At 69.6% G+C, this 18,384-nt stretch carries 15 protein-coding genes and 1 tRNA gene; 10 read left to right on the top strand and 6 right to left on the bottom strand.

What is annotated here, in order from left to right; all coding sequences use genetic code 11:
* Positions 1-88 precede the first annotated feature (88 nt).
* The 6 genes from P7L68_RS21900 to P7L68_RS21875 all read right to left on the bottom strand — a co-directional run bounded on the left by P7L68_RS21900 (position 89) and on the right by P7L68_RS21875 (position 7,675).
* Positions 89-1,771, bottom strand: a complete 1,683-nt coding sequence (locus P7L68_RS21900; RefSeq protein ID WP_372001647.1) for a methyl-accepting chemotaxis protein — start codon at positions 1,769-1,771, stop codon at positions 89-91.
* Between the two features lie 83 nt (positions 1,772-1,854).
* A complete protein-coding gene (locus P7L68_RS21895; RefSeq protein ID WP_372001646.1) occupies positions 1,855-2,721 on the bottom strand; it encodes a PhzF family phenazine biosynthesis protein in 867 nt (288 codons plus the stop codon).
* Positions 2,718-3,977, bottom strand: a complete 1,260-nt coding sequence (locus P7L68_RS21890) for an MFS transporter (RefSeq protein WP_372001644.1) — start codon at positions 3,975-3,977, stop codon at positions 2,718-2,720. Before P7L68_RS21890 ends, P7L68_RS21895 begins: the two co-directional genes overlap by 4 nt.
* Positions 3,965-5,146 (bottom strand): C45 family autoproteolytic acyltransferase/hydolase, encoded by a 1,182-nt coding sequence (locus P7L68_RS21885; protein ID WP_372001642.1) that lies wholly within the window; start codon positions 5,144-5,146, stop codon positions 3,965-3,967. The genes P7L68_RS21890 and P7L68_RS21885 overlap by 13 nt, the downstream gene beginning before the upstream one ends.
* Complete coding sequence (locus P7L68_RS21880) at positions 5,143-6,117, bottom strand: RimK family alpha-L-glutamate ligase (protein ID WP_372001640.1); 975 nt, start codon at positions 6,115-6,117, stop codon at positions 5,143-5,145. The genes P7L68_RS21885 and P7L68_RS21880 overlap by 4 nt, the downstream gene beginning before the upstream one ends.
* A 58-nt stretch (positions 6,118-6,175) precedes the next feature.
* Complete coding sequence (locus P7L68_RS21875) at positions 6,176-7,675, bottom strand: MATE family efflux transporter (protein ID WP_372001638.1); 1,500 nt, start codon at positions 7,673-7,675, stop codon at positions 6,176-6,178.
* Between the two features lie 295 nt (positions 7,676-7,970).
* Here P7L68_RS21875 and P7L68_RS21870 point away from each other — a divergent pair, with 295 nt between their 5' ends.
* The 10 genes from P7L68_RS21870 to P7L68_RS21825 all read left to right on the top strand — a co-directional run bounded on the left by P7L68_RS21870 (position 7,971) and on the right by P7L68_RS21825 (position 18,328).
* Positions 7,971-8,873, top strand: coding sequence for an EamA family transporter (locus P7L68_RS21870; RefSeq protein WP_372001637.1), 903 nt, complete (start codon positions 7,971-7,973; stop codon positions 8,871-8,873).
* Positions 8,874-8,893: 20 nt separating this feature from the next.
* The gene (locus P7L68_RS21865; protein ID WP_372001635.1) at positions 8,894-9,655 is read left to right on the top strand and encodes a DUF6065 family protein; all 762 of its coding nucleotides are present in this window, start codon (positions 8,894-8,896) and stop codon (positions 9,653-9,655) included.
* Positions 9,656-9,984: 329 nt separating this feature from the next.
* Positions 9,985-10,158 (top strand): hypothetical protein, encoded by a 174-nt coding sequence (locus tag P7L68_RS21860; protein WP_372001634.1) that lies wholly within the window; start codon positions 9,985-9,987, stop codon positions 10,156-10,158.
* 170 nt (positions 10,159-10,328) lie between these two features.
* Positions 10,329-11,951, top strand: a complete 1,623-nt coding sequence (locus P7L68_RS21855) for a 2-isopropylmalate synthase (RefSeq protein ID WP_372001632.1) — start codon at positions 10,329-10,331, stop codon at positions 11,949-11,951.
* Between the two features lie 291 nt (positions 11,952-12,242).
* Complete coding sequence (locus tag P7L68_RS21850) at positions 12,243-13,283, top strand: rod shape-determining protein (protein WP_014744280.1); 1,041 nt, start codon at positions 12,243-12,245, stop codon at positions 13,281-13,283.
* Positions 13,284-13,463: 180 nt separating this feature from the next.
* A complete protein-coding gene (mreC, locus tag P7L68_RS21845; protein WP_372001630.1) occupies positions 13,464-14,369 on the top strand; it encodes a rod shape-determining protein MreC in 906 nt (301 codons plus the stop codon).
* Between the two features lie 16 nt (positions 14,370-14,385).
* Complete coding sequence (gene mreD, locus P7L68_RS21840; protein WP_372001628.1) at positions 14,386-14,901, top strand: rod shape-determining protein MreD; 516 nt, start codon at positions 14,386-14,388, stop codon at positions 14,899-14,901.
* 85 nt (positions 14,902-14,986) lie between these two features.
* Positions 14,987-16,999: a penicillin-binding protein 2 gene (mrdA, locus tag P7L68_RS21835; protein ID WP_372001626.1), complete on the top strand. Its 2,013-nt coding sequence runs from the start codon at positions 14,987-14,989 to the stop codon at positions 16,997-16,999.
* Complete coding sequence (gene rodA, locus P7L68_RS21830) at positions 16,996-18,147, top strand: rod shape-determining protein RodA (protein ID WP_372001624.1); 1,152 nt, start codon at positions 16,996-16,998, stop codon at positions 18,145-18,147. Before mrdA ends, rodA begins: the two co-directional genes overlap by 4 nt.
* A gap of 105 nt (positions 18,148-18,252) precedes the next feature.
* Positions 18,253-18,328 (top strand) — tRNA-Lys (locus tag P7L68_RS21825).
* Positions 18,329-18,384 lie beyond the last annotated feature (56 nt).

The raw sequence follows: 18,384 nt of genomic DNA, 5'->3' as shown, positions 1-18,384 counted from the left end.
GTACCGGCCGTCGGGTGACGGACGGGCTGGAATAAACGAAGGGCGCGGCTCCGGAGACGGGGCCGCGCCCTTCGCTTGTCTGCGCGCGTCAGGCGGTTCTGACGGTGCCGAGGAAGCCCTCCACCTGACCCTTCAGCCCGCGGGCGCGGGTGGCGAGATCGTCGGTCACCTGCTGCAGGGCCGCCGCCTGATCGCCGGTGCGGCGCACGGCACCGGTGACCCGGGCAAGGCCGGCCGAGACGTCGCGGCTGCCGGCGGCCGCCTGATCGACCCGGCCGGCGATTTCGTGGGTGGCGGAGCCCTGCCGTTGCACCGCAGCGGCGACGGTGGCGGTGATGCCGTCGATCTCGCCGATGGTGGTGCCGATCCGGCCGATCACCGTCACCACCCGGCCGGTTTCGCTCTGGATGCCGCCGATCCGCTCGGCGATCTCGGCGGTGGCGCGGGCGGTCTGGTCGGCAAGCTGCTTCACTTCCGAGGCGACGACCGCAAAGCCCTTGCCGGCGTCGCCGGCGCGCGCCGCCTCGATCGTGGCGTTGAGCGCCAGAAGATTGGTCTGTTCGGCAATCTCTGAAATCAGGCCCACCACCTGGCCGATCCGACTGGCGGCGTCGGCGAGCGTGGTGATCTGGGCATTGGCCTCGCGGGCCTGACGGGCGGCATCGGCCGCCAGCCCGCCGCTGCGCGCGGTCTCGCGCCCGATATCGGCGATCGAGGCCGCCAGCGCCTCGGCCGCCTCGGCAGCCGCCTTCACATTGGCCGCCGACACCTCGGACACGCGGCCGACCTCGCCCGCATCGCTGGTAGCGGCGTCGGCGAGGCCGCGCATCTCGCGCGCCGTTCCTTCCATGCCGGCGACCGCCGCGATCACCTGGCGCAGCGCCTCCGACACCTCGTGGTCGAAGCGCCGGCAGGCGGTCTCGATCTCGGCCGTGCGGCGTTCGCGACGGGTGGTCTCTTCGGCGCGTTCGGCGGTGAGCCGGTCATTGCTGAGCGCGGTGTTGCGGAAGACCTCTACCGCCTGGGCCATGCGGCCGATCTCGTCGCGCCGCCCGGTGCCGGGTACCTCGGAGGTGGTGTCGCCCGCCGCCAGCGCCGTCATGCGCTGCGCCATGCGGTCGATCGACCGGCCGGCATCCCGGCCGATGATCAGGCTGACCGACAGCACCAGCAGCGTGGCGAAGCCGGCCGTGACCAGCAGGATGGTCATCAGCCGCGCATTATCCGCCTGCGCCTCGGCGGCGACGGTGCCGCTGATCGCTTCGATCTCGTCGCCGAGCGTGCCCATGCGGGTTTCAAGGTCGCCGAAGGCGTCGAGGAAGGCCGGGAAGCCCGCTTCGGCGGCAGCCCGGTCCCGGCCTGCGGCGGACACGATCGTCTCGGCGGCACGTACATACGCGTCCACGGCGGCGGCGACCGCCGGAAGCTGCGCCGCGATGGCAGGCGATACGTCAAGATCGCGCAGGGTATGCATTGCGGTGCGGAAAATATCGGCATGTTCGGCCAGATCGGCCGCGACCGCTGCCCGGTCCGCCGCCGGGGCATCGGGTGCGAGGCGCAGGGCCATCAGCACGTCGGCGCGCAGGGCATCATGCATCATGTCGCCCTGCATCTGCTGGCGCACGGCTGCGGTTACCCGGGTCACCGCCGAAAGCCCGTCATCGGAGCGTACCAGCCCCAGAATGCCGGCACCGCCTGCAGCGGCGATCAGCAGCGCGGAGACGAGGCTCGACCAGGTGAGTCGGGTCCGGATCGACGAGGATCGCGACATCTCCCCTCCTTTCATGCACAGGGGCAGGATGCCGGCGGCATCCGCACGTCTCGATCATAATTGCCTGAAATTTAAGAAAGCCTTTAGAAAGTGACACGCCCTGAGACGAGCCAGATGGACCCTGCTGGATCGATCCGCCGGATGCCGAGCCGGGTGGTGCCGGTGCCGGGCCCCTGGTCGATGACGGCCGCATCGATCCGTCCCGCCCCGTGATGCTCCAGATCGAGCAGCGGTGCAGCAGCCGCACCACCGGTCGCCGGATCCTCGGCGATGCCGAGGCCCGCCGGGAAATGTCGGGCGCGGATGCGCAGGTCGCCATCCGCCGTTGGGCTGATCGGGGCGCGAGGATCGGGGGCGTAGAGATAAAGGCCCGTGGCGCCGGTGCGGCCGGCCAGCCGGGCGACCGCGGCAGGGTCGGGCACCGCCCGGTCGATCAGCGCCGGATCGGCCAGCCGCAGGACGAGCTTGGGCCGGGCGGCACCGGCAAGCGCCGGCGGGAAGGTGCCGAGATCGTCCAGACCAGTGGCAGACGCGATGTCGGGGCGCAATGCGGCGGCGCCGTCGACCGGCCGGTGATGATTGCCCGCAAGCCGGATCGCCGCCCCGGGCGGACGATGATCGGCCGGGATGGGGTTGACCGTCTGCGGCCCGGCAGCGGTGGCGATGATCAGCTCCCGATACGGCGCCCGTCCGTCCCGCCACAGCCGGACCGCCCCGGCCAGCAGTCCGTGCAGGCACAGGCTGATCTCGGCTTCGGGCAGGAAGAAGCGCGCCCGCCAGCCTGCCCGGGCATCGGGCTGAAGCCAGGTGACCTCGGCGCCATATCCTATGGCGAGGGCGCGTGCCGCCTCTTCGTCACCACCCAGCTGGACCAGGGCGGGGTTGCCGCCGCTGCCGTCGGGGCGGCAGAAGGCCATGGCCGGCCGTTCCGGCGCGGTGCCGGCCGTCATCCGCCGGCCACCCGGCCGGGCACCGCGGCACCGTTCACACGGCGGGCGACATCGACCAGCAGCCAGCCGGCCAGCAGGCCGCCGGCCAGGAACAGCGCCGCCATCACCTGGGGCGGCACATGGCCCACCGCGGCAACGCCGGCAGCCCCGGTCATCAGCGCCAGGCGGAAGCCCAGATTCATCACCGCCGCCGCCCGGCTGCGCGCGGCTTCAGGCGCAAGCGCCGCCATCAGTGCCAGCTTCGGCGGGGCGTAGAGCAGTTCGCCCACGGTAAACAGCGCCGTGAAGCCGATCAGCAGCCAGGCGTCGGTCGACCAGCCCAGAACCCAGAAGCCGGCGGCGAAAAGGGCGAAGCCGATGGTCAGCCGGCTGGTGTCGGACATCCCGCGGGCCAGGATCTGGACCAGCGGTGCCAGGGCCACGACCATCAGCCCGTTTTCGATCCGCAGCAGGCCGAACAGGCCGGGGCCGTCGAGCACCAGATGCAGGCCCGACCAGTCGATCAGCCGGATCGTCCCGGGCAGGCTGCCAAGCCGCACCGCCACGTAATGGGCCAGCTGGGCCGCCACCGCCAGCGAGAGCGCCACGCCTGCGGCATAGCGCAGAAACAGCCGGTCGCGCAGCACCTCGGCATAGCCGGCCAGCATCTCGGCCGGACGGAAGGGGGCGGGCCGCTCCACCGGCCGGGTCTCGACCAGGGCCACGGCCAGCGCCAGGGTCACGACGGCGGCAAGGCCGGCGATGCCGGCCAGAAGCCAGCCGAACCAGGCGCCATAGGCGGCAGCCCCGGCCAGCGTGCCGCTGGCGCGCGCGACATTGGTCACCCAGTAGACCGCGCCATAGATCCGCCGCCGCCGTTCGGGCGTTGCGAGGTCGATCACCGTCGCCTCGGCGGTGGGGGTGGAAATGCCGGCGGCGACGGCAAGGCCCAGGAAGGGCAGGGCGGCGATCCAGGCGGCGAGCACCGGATCGCCCGCGCGGGTTTCGGGCAGCACCGCAAGTGCCAGTGCCGCGGCGGCCAGTGCCCGGCCGGCTTCGGCCGGCACCAGCACCCGGCGTCGGCCGCGGGTATCGGCCAGATGCCCGGCCCAGATGCCCGCAACCGTCGCGCCCGCGAAGGCCGCGAAGATCAGCAGCCCGGCCGTGCCGGTCCCCAGGCGCTCGGCGAACAGCAGGGCCATGAAGGGGAAGATGGCGGCTTCGGCGAATTTTTCCAGGAAGAGCACCGCCAGGCGGAGCCGGATCACCCGTTCCATGACGTATCCTCCAGCCGATATGTGGTGAAGGCCGTATCACAGGCCGTGCCGAGGGCGACCGCCATCTGCCGGGCGGCGGGGTCCAGGATCACGCTCGCGACCGTGCGGCCCAGCCGCGGGCTGTTGCGGCCATGGGCGCAGATCGACAGCGGCGCATTGGCATGGTCGGCGAGCACGGCCCGTGCATCTCCGGCTTCGGCAGCCCCCTCCGCCCAGGGGCTTTCGGCGAAGATCTCGTCCAGCCGCGCCGTCCGCAGCCGGGTGGACGACCAGGCCGGCACCCGGTCGAGCGGCGCCAGATCGGGATGCAGGTAGTGGTTGCAATGGGCCAGCCGCGCCTGGGGGGTCTCCGGATCGGGATCGAGCCGCCGGCAGGCGTCGATGGTGGTTTCGATCATCCGGTGGCCTGTCCGGTCGGCCAGGGTGTAGCAGCGCGAGGTGGCGCGCGGCAGCCGGATGATCGCCGCCTCGGCCGCATCGGCATCGCCGAGGCCCAGCAGATGGCGGACGATCAGATAGGGCGGTGGCGCCACCTGCCAGCCGGGGGCGACCACCATGTTGATGCCGATGGCGAGCCCGGCCTGGTTGACGCCCAGAAACCCCAGCTGGCCGAGCGGCGCCCAGGCGAGCGACCGGCCGCCCGGCCCGTCGCCGTCGAGGTCGAGCACGGTGCCGAGCCCGTCCATGTCGCCGGGCAGATCGGCGGTCTGGGCGATCAGCGAGTTTCCGCCCGGGCCGGTGAAGGCGAGGGTGGTGCAGCCTTCCAGCCCGCCCGACCGGTCTTCCGGCTGCGGGGAACCCGCAACCACAGGCCCAGAACCCGGGGCCGCAAGTTCGCGCCGAAGCTGCAGGATCAGTGCATCGACGACCGGGATGCCGGCGCCTTCGGCCAGGCCTTCGATCTCGGCCATCACCTGGGGCAGAAGACCGCCGATCGGGGCGGCGAAATCGAGCGCCAGCCGCCGTGCGGCCTCGCGGCCGAGCGGTTCGGGCCGCAGCCGGTCCAGATGGGCGACATCCTCGTCCAGAAAGGCGCGGATCGCCGGGCCGAGGGCCTGGCCGATGCTGCGGCCGCGCGCCCGCGCCGTCCCTCGCGCGCGAATCGGCCAGGCGATGCCCGAAAGCAGCTCTGCCGCGGTTGCGCAACGGACGGGCTGAACCCGCGTCATGCCGCCTGCCTCCGCCGGATATTGCCGCCCGCCAGGCGGATCAGGCTCTGGGCCAGCAGGTCGACCGCCTGGCGGGCAAGGGGTTCCAGCACCGGCCGGTCCGGTCCGGCCAGCGTGGCGGCGGTGTAGATGCCCGGGGTCATGTTGACTTCCAGGATCACCGGGCCGCGGCCCGGCACCTCGATCAGGTCGACGCCGGCAAGCGGTGCATCCACCGCGCGCGCCGCGGCCGCGGCCAGCCGGGCAAGGGCAGGGGGAATGCTGGTCAGAGTCTCGGCCCGCCCGCCGGCATGAAGATTGGCGACGAAAGCGCCCGGTGCCGCATGGCGGCGGAAGGCATAGACCGGCCGGTGATCGACGCATTGAATGCGCAGATCGCTGCCGTCATTGGGCAGGAATTCCTGAAGGTAAAGCGGCAGTCTTTCGGCCCCGGCTGCGGCAAGGCGGCCCGCCAGCGCCGCGCGATCGCCGAGCGGCCCGACCCCGCCCCCCTTGGTGCCGAGACAGGGCTTCACCACCATCGGCAGGCCGAGTTCGGCGATCAGCGCGTCGGGATCGGCATCGGCGCCTGCGATCAGGGTGCGGGCATGGGGCAGGCCCGCGGCGGCGAGGCGAAGCGAGAGTGTGGGCTTCAACTGGCCGGCATCGAGCACCGCGGCCCGGTTCATGACCGGGATCCCGGCCATTTCCAGCGCCCTGAGCAGCCAGAGCCCGGCATCGCGGGCGGCAAGGGAGGTCCAGCCCAGACAGGCGTCGGGGGTGAGCGGGCTGCCATCGGCATCCAGGATCACCGGCCGGCGGCCATTGATGCGGATGGTGAGGGCTTCCGGGCGGCGGATGATGGGGCGGGCGCCGCGCGCGTGGAGCGCCTCGTCGATTGCGGTGACGTCGGCCGTGGTCTCGCGCACCAGGACCAGCACGGCCGGGCGCGGGCGATCGCCGGCACCGGTGTGCGGAGCGGGGGAGGGCATCGCCGATCTCTCCATGGTTGAGTGATCGGCGATTTATACGCCCTCAATTATGACGGGATCAAGCGACCTCGGGAATTGCGTCGGACGTTTCCGCGCTGCGGCTGCTTCCGGCACCGGCGGGGACGAGCCCCAGCCGGTGGCGCCGGGCCCAGCGCGTGAGCATCAGCACCGCCACGGTGGCGAGGCCTGAGGCCAGGCCGATCCAGAGCCCGGTGCCGCCCATGCCCAGCCCGAAGGCGAGGCCTGAGCCCACCCCCAGCCCCACGCCCCAATAGCCGAAGCCGGCATAGAGCATGGGAATGGCGGTGTCCTTGAGCCCGCGGAGCAGGCCCGCCCCTACCGCCTGGGCGCCGTCGGCCAGCTGGAAGATGGCCGCGATCCCCAGGAAGCCGATCGCGATCGCCGTGGTCTCGGCCACCGCCGGGTCGTTGCCGTCCAGGAAGAAGCCGATCAACGTGCGGGGCATGGTCAGCATCACCACCGCCGAAAGCGCCATGAAGCCGATGCCGAGCAGGATGGCGGCCCGGCCCGCTTCGCGGATCCGCCCGGCATCGCCCCGGCCGGCGGCGATGCCGACCCGCACGGTGCCCGCCTGGGCCACCCCCATCGGCACCATGAAGGTGACGGCGGCCAGTTGCAGCGCGATGGCGTGGGCGGCGAGCTGGTTGGTGCCGATCAGCCCCATCAGGAAGGCGGCGGCGTTGAACACCGTCACCTCGAACCCCATGGTCAGGCTGATCGGCAGGCCGATCTTCAGCATCTCGCGAAGCCGCGGCCAGTCCGCCCGCCACCAGCGGCCATAGAGCGCGAAGCGGCTGAAGCGGCGGTCGGCCAGCGTGACCAGCGCCAGCGCGCCGAACAGGAAGATGTTGGCGAGCGTGCTCGCGATGCCGGCCCCTTCCAGCCCCAGCGCCGGCAGGCCGAAATACCCCAGCACAAGGCCCAGATCGAGCACGGCATTGACCAGCACCGCCCCGATGGTGATCACCATCGCCGACCGGGGCCGGCCGAGCGCCGAGATGAAGTTACGCAGCACCACGAACCACAGCGCCGGCAGAATGCCCCAGCGCAGCGTATCGACATAGACCGCAGCCGCAGCCGCAAGATCGGGCGACTGGCCCATGGCCCGCAGGATCGTCTCCGTCTGGCCCAGCACCAGGATCCAGGCGGTCGAGACGGCAAGGCAGAGCCACAGACCCTGGCGCACGGTGCGCCTGAGATCGCGCACCACGCCCAGCCTGGCACCCACCGCCTGGGCGAGCATCGGGGCGGTGGCCATGGCGAGGCCCATGCCGTAGATGAACAGCGCGAAATAGAGATTGGCGCCGAGGGTAGCGGCCGCCAGCGCCTCGGGGCCCAGCCGGCCGATCACCAGCACGTCGGTGGTGGTGATCGCCATCTGGGCAAGGTTGGTCAGCACGATTGGCCAGGCGAGGGCGAAGGTTGCCCTTACCTCGCGCATGAACGGGGCCTCGCGCACGAACGGGGTCTGTGCGCCGGCCGCGGGGGGAGCGATGCCGGTCATGATCTCTGGTGCCGAAATGGTGAATGCGCGCACGGCATCCGGCGACGGCGGCTGGCTGACCGGCCGGGGCCATGCACCCGCTCCGGAGTGGGGGGATGCGGCCAGCCATGGTCATGGCCGTCTGACGGTCCGAGGATGGCGGGGCTGCGATGGCAGCCTGGGCTGTTGTCGCCATCCGGCGCCCGAGCCGCACAGAATACGTGCAGATCATGACGCGACACCCGCGCGGGAATTGCGGGTCTGGCCCGCAGGATTCGCATGGTATACCAATATCAGGCGCAATGGTATACCAATGTCCATAACAACCGGATGAGGGCAGGGCAAGGGCATGGTCGAAACCTGGGTGGTGGTCACGGCGGCCGCGGCCGCGCTGCAGGCGTCGCGCACGGCGCTTCAGCAGCGGCTGCGCGGGCTGCTGAGCGTTCAGGGCGCAGGCTTCGTGCGCTATGCCTATGGTGCGCCGGTCTCGCTCGCGGCCCTGGGGATCGTGGCGGCCTCGCCTGCCGGCGTGCCGGATCTGACGCTGGCCCATGCCGGCTGGTGCGCCCTGGCCGGCATCGCCCAGATCCTGGGAACCAACCTGCTGATCATGTCCTTCGGCGCCCGCGGCTTCGCGGTCGGCACGGTCTATTCCAAGGCCGAGACGGTGATCGTGGCCCTGGTCGGCTGGGCGGTGCTGGGCGAGGCGCTGGGCGCCACGGCATGGGCCGGCATCCTGGTCTGCATGGCCGGCGTGGTGGCGCTGGCCACTCGCGGCAATCGCGAGGGGCTGAAAGCACTGGCGCGCGGCGCCGGCGACCGGGCGGCGCTTTACGGGCTGGGGGCGGGCGCCATGTTCGCCGTCGCCTCGGTCTGCATCCGGGCGGGCGCGCTGGAGTTGGGGCAGGGCGATGCCTTCCCGCGGGCGATCGCGACGCTGGCGGTGATGAACTCGATCCAGGCCGTGTTGATGGGGGGCTGGCTGCTGGCGCGTGAGCCCGCCACCTTCACCGCCGTGTTCCGCACCTGGCGGAGTTCCTCGCTGGTGGGCCTGCTCAGCGTCACCGGCTCGGCCGGCTGGGCCTGGGCGATGACCCTGGAAACCGCGGCGCTGGTGCGCGCCTTCGGTCAGGTGGAACTGGTCTTCACCGTCATCATGGGCCGTCTGCTGCTGGGCGAGACGCCCAGGGCTGCCGACATCCCCGGAAGCCTGGCGGTGATCCTGGGCGTGCTGCTGGTGCTGCTGGCCTGAAGACGCTAGTCTTTGGGCCCATGAGCGACGCTGACGACATCACCCGGTTGACCGCCTTTTCCCTGGGCGCCGACGGGCCGGCCATCCGGCCGGCACCGGTGGACCGGCCATGGATGGACGCCACCCCCCAGGGCTTCGCCTATCGCTGCCTGCCGCTCGCCATCGCCAATGCCTGGGGGTGGGAGCTGCTGAACCCGGCCGGGTTCACCGCGGTCTGGACGGGGGACGAGGCGCCGGCAGGGGTGGTGGTGACGCCCGACGACCCCGCGGCGGCGGTGCCTGCGGTCGGGCATTTCGGATCGGGCATCCTGACCTTCCACGTCCCCTGGCTGTTTCGCACGGCACCCGAGGTGGCGCTGATGGTGCAGGGGCCGGTCAACCGGCCCAAGGATGCGATCGCGGCCCTTCAGGGGCTGGTGGAAACCGGCTGGTCGCCCTTCGGCTTCACCATGAACTGGCGCTTCACCCGCGTGAACACGCCGGTGCGGTTCGAGACGGGCGAGCCCTTCGCCGCCATCGTGCCGGTGCTGCCGGCGCTGCTTGAGGCGATGCGCCCCGAGATCCGCCCGATCGCGAGCGAACCCGACACCGAACGCGCCCACGCCGCCTTCGTCGCCGGCCGGTCGGCCTTCATCGAAGCCTTGGGTGACGAGGCCAGCAGTGAACGCCGGGTGGGGTGGCAGAAAGACTATTTCCGCGGCCGCACACCGGAAGGCGGCACGGCCGGGGCCCCCCATCGCACCCGGCTGAAACTCGCGCCCTTTATCCGGCGCGGGGATTGATCGGTCCGGCGCTGCGATCCGGCAATTAGGACAAGAAAGTTGCCCTGGTTTCGGGAAATCCGACACAAAACATCGGGATTTCGCATTTCTCCCTGGACACTGTGCTCGACCTGCGCATAAGGTCAATCACACTGTTATCGATCGGGTCTGAACCGGATCGGTCACGGAAAGCCGGAATACCCGGTCGACAAGCGTCGCGATGTCGGCCATCATGCGGTCAGACGTGGTCCATAAGATGCCACCATCCGTATGAGCCTTACGCGACGGCGGTGACGCACCGCCGGGACCAGACACCCACCAGGACCAGACAGCCGGGAACCCGGAAGCAGATGTACGACGATCCGCGCCACACCGCCATTGCCGCACGCCGCCGCGCCACCGCGCGGGCAGCGGTGATTGCACGTGCCGAGGCGCGGCGCGCGGAGCTGTTCCTGATGGCCTCCGGTGGCGTGATCGTCATCCTCCTTGGCCTTGCCCTTTCGCTTCGACTTATCGGCCCCTGAGCGCCGTACGGTCACTTGCGTAAACCGCGGGTGACACACGCTCAGGGGACAAGAGACAGATCCGCATGCCCGGCGCAGGATGCCGGTGCGTGCCGCTCCCGTCCGGGCCCATCCTCATCCGCATCGCCCGCGGCCCCGGCCCGTCTCTCTTCGAAGCAAGGCAGTTCCCGATGACCACCGAGACCAATCCCGCCCGTCAGCCGGTCGACACCACCCGTGCCGCCGAGGTCAATGCCGGTGACCGTGTCGTGATTTTCGACACCACGCTGCGCGACGGCGAGCAGTGCCCCGGCGCTTCCATGACGCTGGACGAGAAGCTGCGCGTCGCCGAGATGCTGGAGCGCCTGGGCGTCGACGTGATCGAGGCCGGTTTTGCCATCGCCTCGAACGGCGACTTCGAATCGGTCTACAAGATCGCCGAGCGCTCGCGTGAGGCGGTGATCTGCAGCCTGGCGCGCGCGAAGCATGCCGATATCGAGCGCGCGGCCGAGGCGCTGAAGCCGGCCCGCCGCCGCCGCATCCACACCTTCATCTCCACCAGCCCGCTGCACCGCAAGTTCAAGCTGAACATGGACGAGGCGCAGGTGCTGGAGGCGATCGCCGACAGCGTCTCCTTCGCGCGCCGCTTCACCGACGACGTCGAATGGTCCTGCGAAGACGGCACCCGTACCGAGCCTGAATTCCTGTACCGGGCCATCGAGGTGGCGATCGCCAACGGTGCCACCACCATCAACGTGCCCGATACCGTGGGCTATACCATGCCCGAGGAATATATCGGCCTGATCCGCGCGATCCGGAACAATGTGCCGAACATCGACAAGGCGATCCTGTCGGCGCATTGCCATAACGATCTGGGGCTGGCGGTGGCGAACTCGCTGGCTGCGGTTTCGGCGGGGGCCCGTCAGGTGGAATGCACCGTCAACGGCATCGGCGAGCGCGCGGGCAATGCGGCGCTGGAAGAGATCGTGATGGCGATGCGCACCCGCGCCGATCTGATGGGTGTGGGCACCGGCATTGACACCACCCTGATCACCCAGGCCTCGCAGCTGGTCTCGTCGGTCACCGGCTTCCCGATCCAGTACAACAAGTCGATCGTGGGCCGGAACGCCTTCGCGCATGAAAGCGGCATCCATCAGGACGGCATGCTGAAGAATGCCCAGACCTACGAGATCATGACCCCGGAATCGGTGGGCGTGAACAAGTCGTCGCTGGTGATGGGCAAGCATTCCGGCCGCCATGCCTTCAAGACCAAGCTGAAGGAGCTGGGTTTCGAGCTGGGCGACAACGCGCTGGAAGATGCGTTCCGTCGCTTCAAGGACCTGGCCGACCGCAAGAAGACCGTGTTCGACGATGATCTGGTCGCCCTGGTCTCCGATGGCGCCGGGCATGAGGGTGAAAGCCTGAAGCTGACTGCGCTGTCCGTGGCCTGCGGCATCGGCGTCGACCATGTCGCGACCATCACCATCGAGCAGAACGGCGTTGCCCGCTCTGCCAGCGCCGGCGGCAACGGCCCGGTGGATGCGGCTTTCAACGCCATCGGTCAGGCGATCCCGCACGAGGCGGTGCTCCAGCTCTACCAGGTTCATGCCGTGACCGAAGGCACCGATGCCCAGGCGCGCGTGACCGTACGTCTCGGCGCCCGCGGCCGCAGCCATGGCGGTATCGGCGCCGATCCCGACACCGTGGTCGCCTCGGCCAGCGCCTATGTGAACGCCCTCGCCAAACTGCTGGAGAAGGCGGCGGATGCACCGGAAGAGGCGGCGGATCCGTCGATCCGCAGCGCCGCCATCTGATCACGCCCGACTTTCCCGTTTCGGCGCCCCCGCCGGACACGACGCCCGCCCGGGAACGGCCCCGCCCGTTCCCTGTGCGGGCGTCGTCGCGTTCGATGCGCCGACACCGAATTGACGGTTTCAATGCGGTGCGGTTTGTGGCGTAATCTCGCCGCGTTCGCCCCCGTCCGTCCCAGAGTGCGCAGACCCTTGCGCGCAGCCCGGACGGTGGCCGGGGCGCAGGCTTCGACGCCGCCGGCGCACCCCCGGTCCGGGCACTGACAGTCAGATCCAGCGAGCAAAGCCAGCTACATGTTTTCGAGCCTCCTCGGCATTCTCTCGGCCGACATGGCCATCGACCTCGGCACCGCCAACACGCTCGTCTACGTGAAGGGCCGGGGTATCGTGCTCAACGAGCCGTCGGTGGTTGCGATCATGAACGTCAAGGGCAAGAAGCAGGTCCTCGCCGTGGGCGAAGAGGCCAAGCTGATGCTCGGCCGCACACCCGGCAATATCGAAGCGATCCGCCCGCTGCGTGACGGCGTGATCGCGGATTTCGAAGTTGCCGAAGAGATGATCAAGCACTTCATCCGCAAGGTGCACAACCGTCGCACCTTTGCGAGCCCGCAGATCATCGTCTGCGTGCCCTCGGGTTCGACCGCGGTGGAGCGTCGCGCCATTCAGGAATCGGCCGAAAGCGCGGGTGCGCGCCGGGTGTTCCTGATCGAAGAGCCGATGGCCGCCGCGATCGGTGCCGGCCTGCCGGTCACCGAGCCCACCGGTTCGATGGTGGTCGATATCGGCGGCGGCACCACCGAGGTGGCGGTGCTGTCGTTGGGCGGCATCGTCTATTCGCGGTCGGTGCGCGTGGGCGGCGACAAGATGGACGAGGCGATCATCGCCTATATCCGCCGCAATCATAACCTGCTGATCGGCGAATCGAGCGCCGAGCGGATCAAGACCGAGGTGGGTTCCGCCTGCCCGCCGGCCGATGGCGACGGCAAGGTGCTGCAGATCAAGGGGCGCGACCTGATGCACGGCGTGCCGCGCGAGATCGTGATCACCGAGCGCCAGATCGCCGAAAGCCTGGCCGAGCCGGTGGGGCAGATCGTCGAGTCGGTGAAGGTGGCGCTGGAACATACCGCCCCCGAACTCGCCGCCGACATCGTCGACAAGGGCATCGTGCTGACCGGTGGCGGGGCGCTGCTCGGCAATCTGGATCTGGTGCTGCGCAATGCGACCGGCCTGCCGGTCTCGATCGCCGATGACCCGCTCTCCTGCGTGGCGCTGGGCACCGGCCGGGCGCTCGAAGAGATGAAGAAGCTCAAGCACGTTCTCTACGAGCAGTACTGACCGGCGACCTGCCTGTGGGTACCCGCTTCTCAAGGTCTTTCCGGGGACGCGCGCCCCATGCCCGCAATCCGGGAAGACCTGCCCTGCGGTCATGATGATGTCCGGACCATGGCGTCCCGGCCGTCGTCATGTCATGCTTGAAGGCCAGTCCAGCCCCTCAGCCTTGGGGAGTACGCTCCGGTGAAGCCGCTCGGATACGGCCGCGCCGTGGCTCAGCCACTCAGACAGCTCGCCCATCGCTTCGCTTTCGGAGCGCTGGTGGTGGGGTCCGTCGGCCTGATGATCGCGACGCGTTTCGACGTCGTGCCCGTCACCGATCTGCGGACCGCCATCGCCGACGCCTCGATGCCGGCGCTGGAATTGTTCTCGCGCCCGGTCGCCAGCCTGACCGGGCTGACCGACCGGATCGGCACCCTGACCGATCTTGCCGCCGAGAATGCCCGGCTGACCGAACAGAACGAGCGCCTGCGCCATTGGGAGCAGGTGGCACTCAGGCTTGCGGCCGAGAATACGGCCCTGCGCCGGCAGCTGGGCGTGGTGCCAGACCCGGAACAGCGCTTCCTGTCGGCCCGGATTCTGGCCGATACCGGCGGGCCCTTCGTGCGCACCCTGCTGATTTCCGCCGGTGCCCGCGACGGCATGGCCCGCGACGGCATCGCCGTCACCTCGGCCGGTCTGGTCGGGCGCGTGATCCAAGTGGGCGAGACCTCGTCGCGTCTGCTGCTGCTCTCGGACCTGAACAGCCGCGTGCCGGTGACGGTGGAAACCCCGGACGGGGCCGCCCAGCGGGCCATACTGGCCGGCGACAATTCGCCGCGCCCGGCGCTTGCCTATCTGCCGCCGCATGTGGTGCCCGATGTGGGCGCGCGGGTGGTGACCTCGGGCGAGGGCGGCATCTTTCCGCCCGGGCTTGCCGTCGGCCGGGTGATCTCGGTCGAGGAGGGCCAGATCCGGGTCGAACCCTTCGTGGACTGGCGGCGGCTGGATTTCGTGCGCATCCTGCTCGGCACCGAGCTGCATCCGGAAGGGGCGCCCGAGGTTTCGCCGGCCCTGCCGGTGGCACCGGCACCGGCCGGCAGCCAGTGACGGCCGGCGGAGGGGCATGAACGACACGCTGTTGCAGAAGCTTGACCGCCAGGTCCGGGCTTCGGTGCCCTTCCTGGTGAGCCTTGCTTTCGTGCTCATCGCCGCAGCGCCCTGGTCGCGCCTGGGGGGCACCGCCATGGTGCCCTGGCCGGTGCTGATCGCGGTGACCTATTGGAGCATCTACCGCCCGGACCGGCTGCCCTACTGGTCGGTCTTCATTCTGGGGCTGGTGGAGGATGCGATCGGCTGGGGACCGTTCGGCCAGACGGCACTGGTGCTGCTGGTGGTCCGGGCGATCCTGGTCAGCCAGCGGAAAGTCTTCCGCGGCAAGTCGTTCCTGCTGATCTGGGCGGCTTTTGCGGCGGTGGCACTGGTCGCCTGCAGCCTGGTGTGGGTCACCACCATGATCTATGCCTGGTCGGTGCTGTCGCCGGCACCGGCGGTGGCACAGTGGATGGCGAGCGTTGCCGCCTATCCGCCTGCCGCATGGCTGCTTGGCCAGATCCATGCGCTGGCGCTGCGCCGGCAGTGATCCTATCTTCACGGGGGCCGGCCCGGACCGGCCCCCGGCGGCGCAGCGCCCTTCCTCTGCGCGTCGACCTTCGGTGCCCTGCTCCATGCGTGACGAACAGAACCGCCACCGGCTCATCACCCGCCGCACCCTGCTGCTGGGCGGCGCCCAGCTGGCGCTGACCGGCGTGCTGGGCGCGCGGATGTGGTATCTGCAGGTGGCCGAAGCCGACCGCTACAAGACGCTGGCCGACGACAACCGGATCAGCCTGCGCCTGCTGGCGCCGCCGCGTGGCCGGATCTTCGATCGCGACGGCCGGCCGCTGGCGCTCAACCGCGAAAATTACCGCCTGCTGGTCGTGCCCGAACAGGCGGTGGATCTGGAACAGGTCCTCTCCCAGCTCTCGCGGCTCGTGACACTGCCCGAGGACGTTCAGGCCCGGGTGGTGCGCGAGGCGGAACGGCGGCGGCGGTTCTCGGCCCTGCCGGTGCGCGACAACCTGACCTGGGACGAGGTCGCCAAGGTCGAGGTCAACGGGCCGGATCTGGCCGGCGTGATGATCGATGTCGGCCTTGCCCGCGAATATCCGATGGGCGCCACCATGGCCCATATCATCGGCTATGTCGGCGCCCCGGCCGAGAAGGATCTGGACGGCGACCCGCTGCTGGAATTGCCCGATTTCCGGATCGGCAAATCGGGGATCGAGCGGGCGGCGGAGCCGCGGCTGCGCGGCCGCGCCGGCACCATCCGGGTGGAGGTCAATGCCTATGGCCGCGAGATCCGCGAACTGGACCGGGCCGAAGGTGTGCCGGGCGACGATGTCCAGCTGACCATCGATGCCGATCTGCAGACCTTCACCACCGCCCGGCTCGCCTTCGACAGCGCGGCCGCGGTGGTGATGGACATTCATTCGGGCGATATCCTGGCGGCGGCCTCGGTGCCGACCTTCGACCCGATGCTCTTCGATCGCGGCATCTCCATGGCCGAGTGGACGGAGCTGACCTCCAATCCGCGGGCGCCGCTGATCAACAAGGCGCTGGGCGGCCAGTACCCGCCGGGCTCCACCTTCAAGATGGTGGTGGCGCTGGCGGCGCTGGAAGCCGGCGTGATCCCGCGCGACCACACCGTCTTCTGCCCCGGCCATCTGGACATGGGCGACAACCGCTTCCATTGCTGGCGGCGCGGCGGCCATGGCGAGGTCGGTGTCGTCGAGGCGATTTCCCAGTCCTGCGACGTGTTCTTCTACGACATCGCCCGACGGGTCGGCATCGATGCGATCGCCGCCATGGGCCAGCGCTTCGGTCTGGGCCAGCGCCTGCAGATCGGCCTGCCGGGGGAACGCCCGGGATTGATGCCGACCAAGGACTGGAAAATGGCCGCTCGCGGCCGCGGCTGGACCCAGGGCGAGACGCTGATCGCCGGCATCGGCCAGGGCTATGTCCTGTCGACCCCGCTTCAGCTGGCGGTCATGACGGCGCGGCTTGCCAATGGCGGCCGCGCGGTGGTGCCCCGGCTCTATCGCGAGATCGACGATGCCCGTGCGGCCGGGGCGCAGCTCTGGAACGTGGCGGCACCGGCGGGTGGCACGGGGCTGGATCCGGCCGTGCCGCTGCCCGAGAGCGGCATTCAGCTGGCCGACACGATGGGCATCGATCGCGGCCATATGGAACTGGTGCTGGAAGGCATGCGCCGGGTGGTCAACAACCGCCGCGGCACCGCGCACAAGGCGATGATCGAGGACCCGGCCTATGCCTATGCCGGCAAGACCGGCACCGCCCAGGTGCGGCGCATCACCCGGGCGGAACGCGAGAGCGGCCGCTACAAGGCGGCGGACGTGCCCTGGCTTGAACGCGACCATGCGCTGTTCGTGGGCTATGCGCCGCTCAGCGCGCCGCGCTATGCCTGTTCCTGCATCATCGAACATGGCGGCAGCGGCAGTGGCGTCGCGGCCCCGGTGGTGGCCGACATCCTGCGGGCGACGATTGCCCTCGGCGCCGAGCGCGAGCGCCGCGGCAACCGGCCGCCGGCGCCGCAACCGCAGCCTGCCGCACCCGCACGCCTGCGGCCCGACCGCGTCGCCCGCGGGCCCGGCCGTTCACCGGAAGGGGAGGCGACATGAGCCTGCATGATCATTCCGCCCCGGCCAGCCTGGGACTTGCCCAGCGCATCCGCTCTTTCGGCTGGGGGCTTCTGGTGCTGCTGACCATGGTCGCCGGCACCGGTTTCCTGGTTCTCTATTCCGCAGCGAACGGCAGTCTCGAACCCTGGGCGGATGCGCAGATGGCGCGGTTCGCCGCGGGCGTGGTGCTGATGGTCGTGATCGGATTGACCGATCTGAAACTCTGGCTGAAGCTGTCCTATCCTCTTTATGGCGTGGCACTGCTGCTGCTGGTGGCCGTGGAGATCATGGGCGATATCGGCATGGGCGCGCAGCGCTGGATCGACCTCGGATTCTTTCAGATCCAGCCGTCGGAGGTGATGAAGATCGCCATCGTGCTGGCGCTGGCCCGCTATTTCCACGGCTGCACCGCCGAGGACATCCGCCGGCCGGTCACCCTGCTGCTGCCGCTGGCGATGGTGGCCGCCCCGTCGCTGCTGGTGCTGCGCCAGCCCGATCTCGGCACCACCGGCATGCTCATTCTGGGGGCGGGGGCGACCTTCTTCGTGGCGGGGGTGCGGGCCTGGAAATTCCTGGTGGTGCTGGCGCTGTTCGGCGCCTCGCTGCCGGTCGGCTGGTCGATGCTGCATGAATACCAGCGCCAGCGCGTTCTGACCTTCATGGACCCGTCGCGCGATCCGCTGGGCGCCGGCTATCACATCACCCAGTCCAAGATCGCGCTCGGTTCCGGCGGCATCACCGGCAAGGGCTTCATGCAGGGCACCCAGAGCCATCTGAGCTTTCTGCCCGAGAAGCAGACCGATTTCATCTTCACCATGTATGCCGAAGAATTCGGCCTGATCGGCGGCATCCTGCTGCTGCTGCTGTTCGTGTCGGTGGTGCTCTATGCGCTCTCGGTCTCGCTCAGGGCCCGCACGGTGTTCGGGCGGCTGGTGGCGACAGGCGTGGGCACGACCTTCTTCCTCTATTACTTCATCAACATCGCCATGGTGATGGGGCTGATCCCGGTGGTGGGCGTGCCGCTGCCCATGGTCTCGTATGGCGGCACACAGATGATGACCCTGATGATCGCCTTCGGCCTGCTCGCCTGCGTGAACACCCACCGCGACGTCCAGCTGCGCCGCCAACCCGGGCTGGAGGGCTATTGAAAACAACTGGGAAATTCAGGGCGTCGGAAAAAATTCACGGGACATCGAAAAACCCTCTTGGCAGACCCCGCTTTCCCTTGTTATAAGCCGCGCACCGCACGATGCGGGCGCATAGCTCAGTTGGTAGAGCAGCTGACTCTTAATCAGCGGGTCCAAGGTTCGAGTCCTTGTGCGCCCACCAAATTCGAAAAGAGCGTCACCAGAAATGGTGGCGTTCTTTTTTTCATGCGTCCAGGG

The organism is Tistrella mobilis, from assembly GCF_041468085.1.
GTDB classification, from domain to species: Bacteria; Pseudomonadota; Alphaproteobacteria; order Tistrellales; family Tistrellaceae; genus Tistrella; species Tistrella mobilis_A.
This window is presented reverse-complemented; position numbering and strand designations above follow the sequence as displayed.

Coding starts and splice junctions, on each gene's coding strand:
- P7L68_RS21900 (WP_372001647.1), bottom strand. CDS start 1,771: ATGTCGCGATCCTCGTCGATCCGGACCCGACTCACCTGGTCGAGCCTC.
- P7L68_RS21895 (WP_372001646.1), bottom strand. CDS start 2,721: ATGACGGCCGGCACCGCGCCGGAACGGCCGGCCATGGCCTTCTGCCGC.
- P7L68_RS21890 (WP_372001644.1), bottom strand. CDS start 3,977: ATGGAACGGGTGATCCGGCTCCGCCTGGCGGTGCTCTTCCTGGAAAAA.
- P7L68_RS21885 (WP_372001642.1), bottom strand. CDS start 5,146: ATGACGCGGGTTCAGCCCGTCCGTTGCGCAACCGCGGCAGAGCTGCTT.
- P7L68_RS21880 (WP_372001640.1), bottom strand. CDS start 6,117: ATGCCCTCCCCCGCTCCGCACACCGGTGCCGGCGATCGCCCGCGCCCG.
- P7L68_RS21870 (WP_372001637.1), top strand. CDS start 7,971: ATGGTCGAAACCTGGGTGGTGGTCACGGCGGCCGCGGCCGCGCTGCAG.
- P7L68_RS21865 (WP_372001635.1), top strand. CDS start 8,894: ATGAGCGACGCTGACGACATCACCCGGTTGACCGCCTTTTCCCTGGGC.
- P7L68_RS21860 (WP_372001634.1), top strand. CDS start 9,985: ATGTACGACGATCCGCGCCACACCGCCATTGCCGCACGCCGCCGCGCC.
- P7L68_RS21855 (WP_372001632.1), top strand. CDS start 10,329: ATGACCACCGAGACCAATCCCGCCCGTCAGCCGGTCGACACCACCCGT.
- P7L68_RS21850 (WP_014744280.1), top strand. CDS start 12,243: ATGTTTTCGAGCCTCCTCGGCATTCTCTCGGCCGACATGGCCATCGAC.
- mreD (WP_372001628.1), top strand. CDS start 14,386: ATGAACGACACGCTGTTGCAGAAGCTTGACCGCCAGGTCCGGGCTTCG.
- mrdA (WP_372001626.1), top strand. CDS start 14,987: ATGCGTGACGAACAGAACCGCCACCGGCTCATCACCCGCCGCACCCTG.
- rodA (WP_372001624.1), top strand. CDS start 16,996: ATGAGCCTGCATGATCATTCCGCCCCGGCCAGCCTGGGACTTGCCCAG.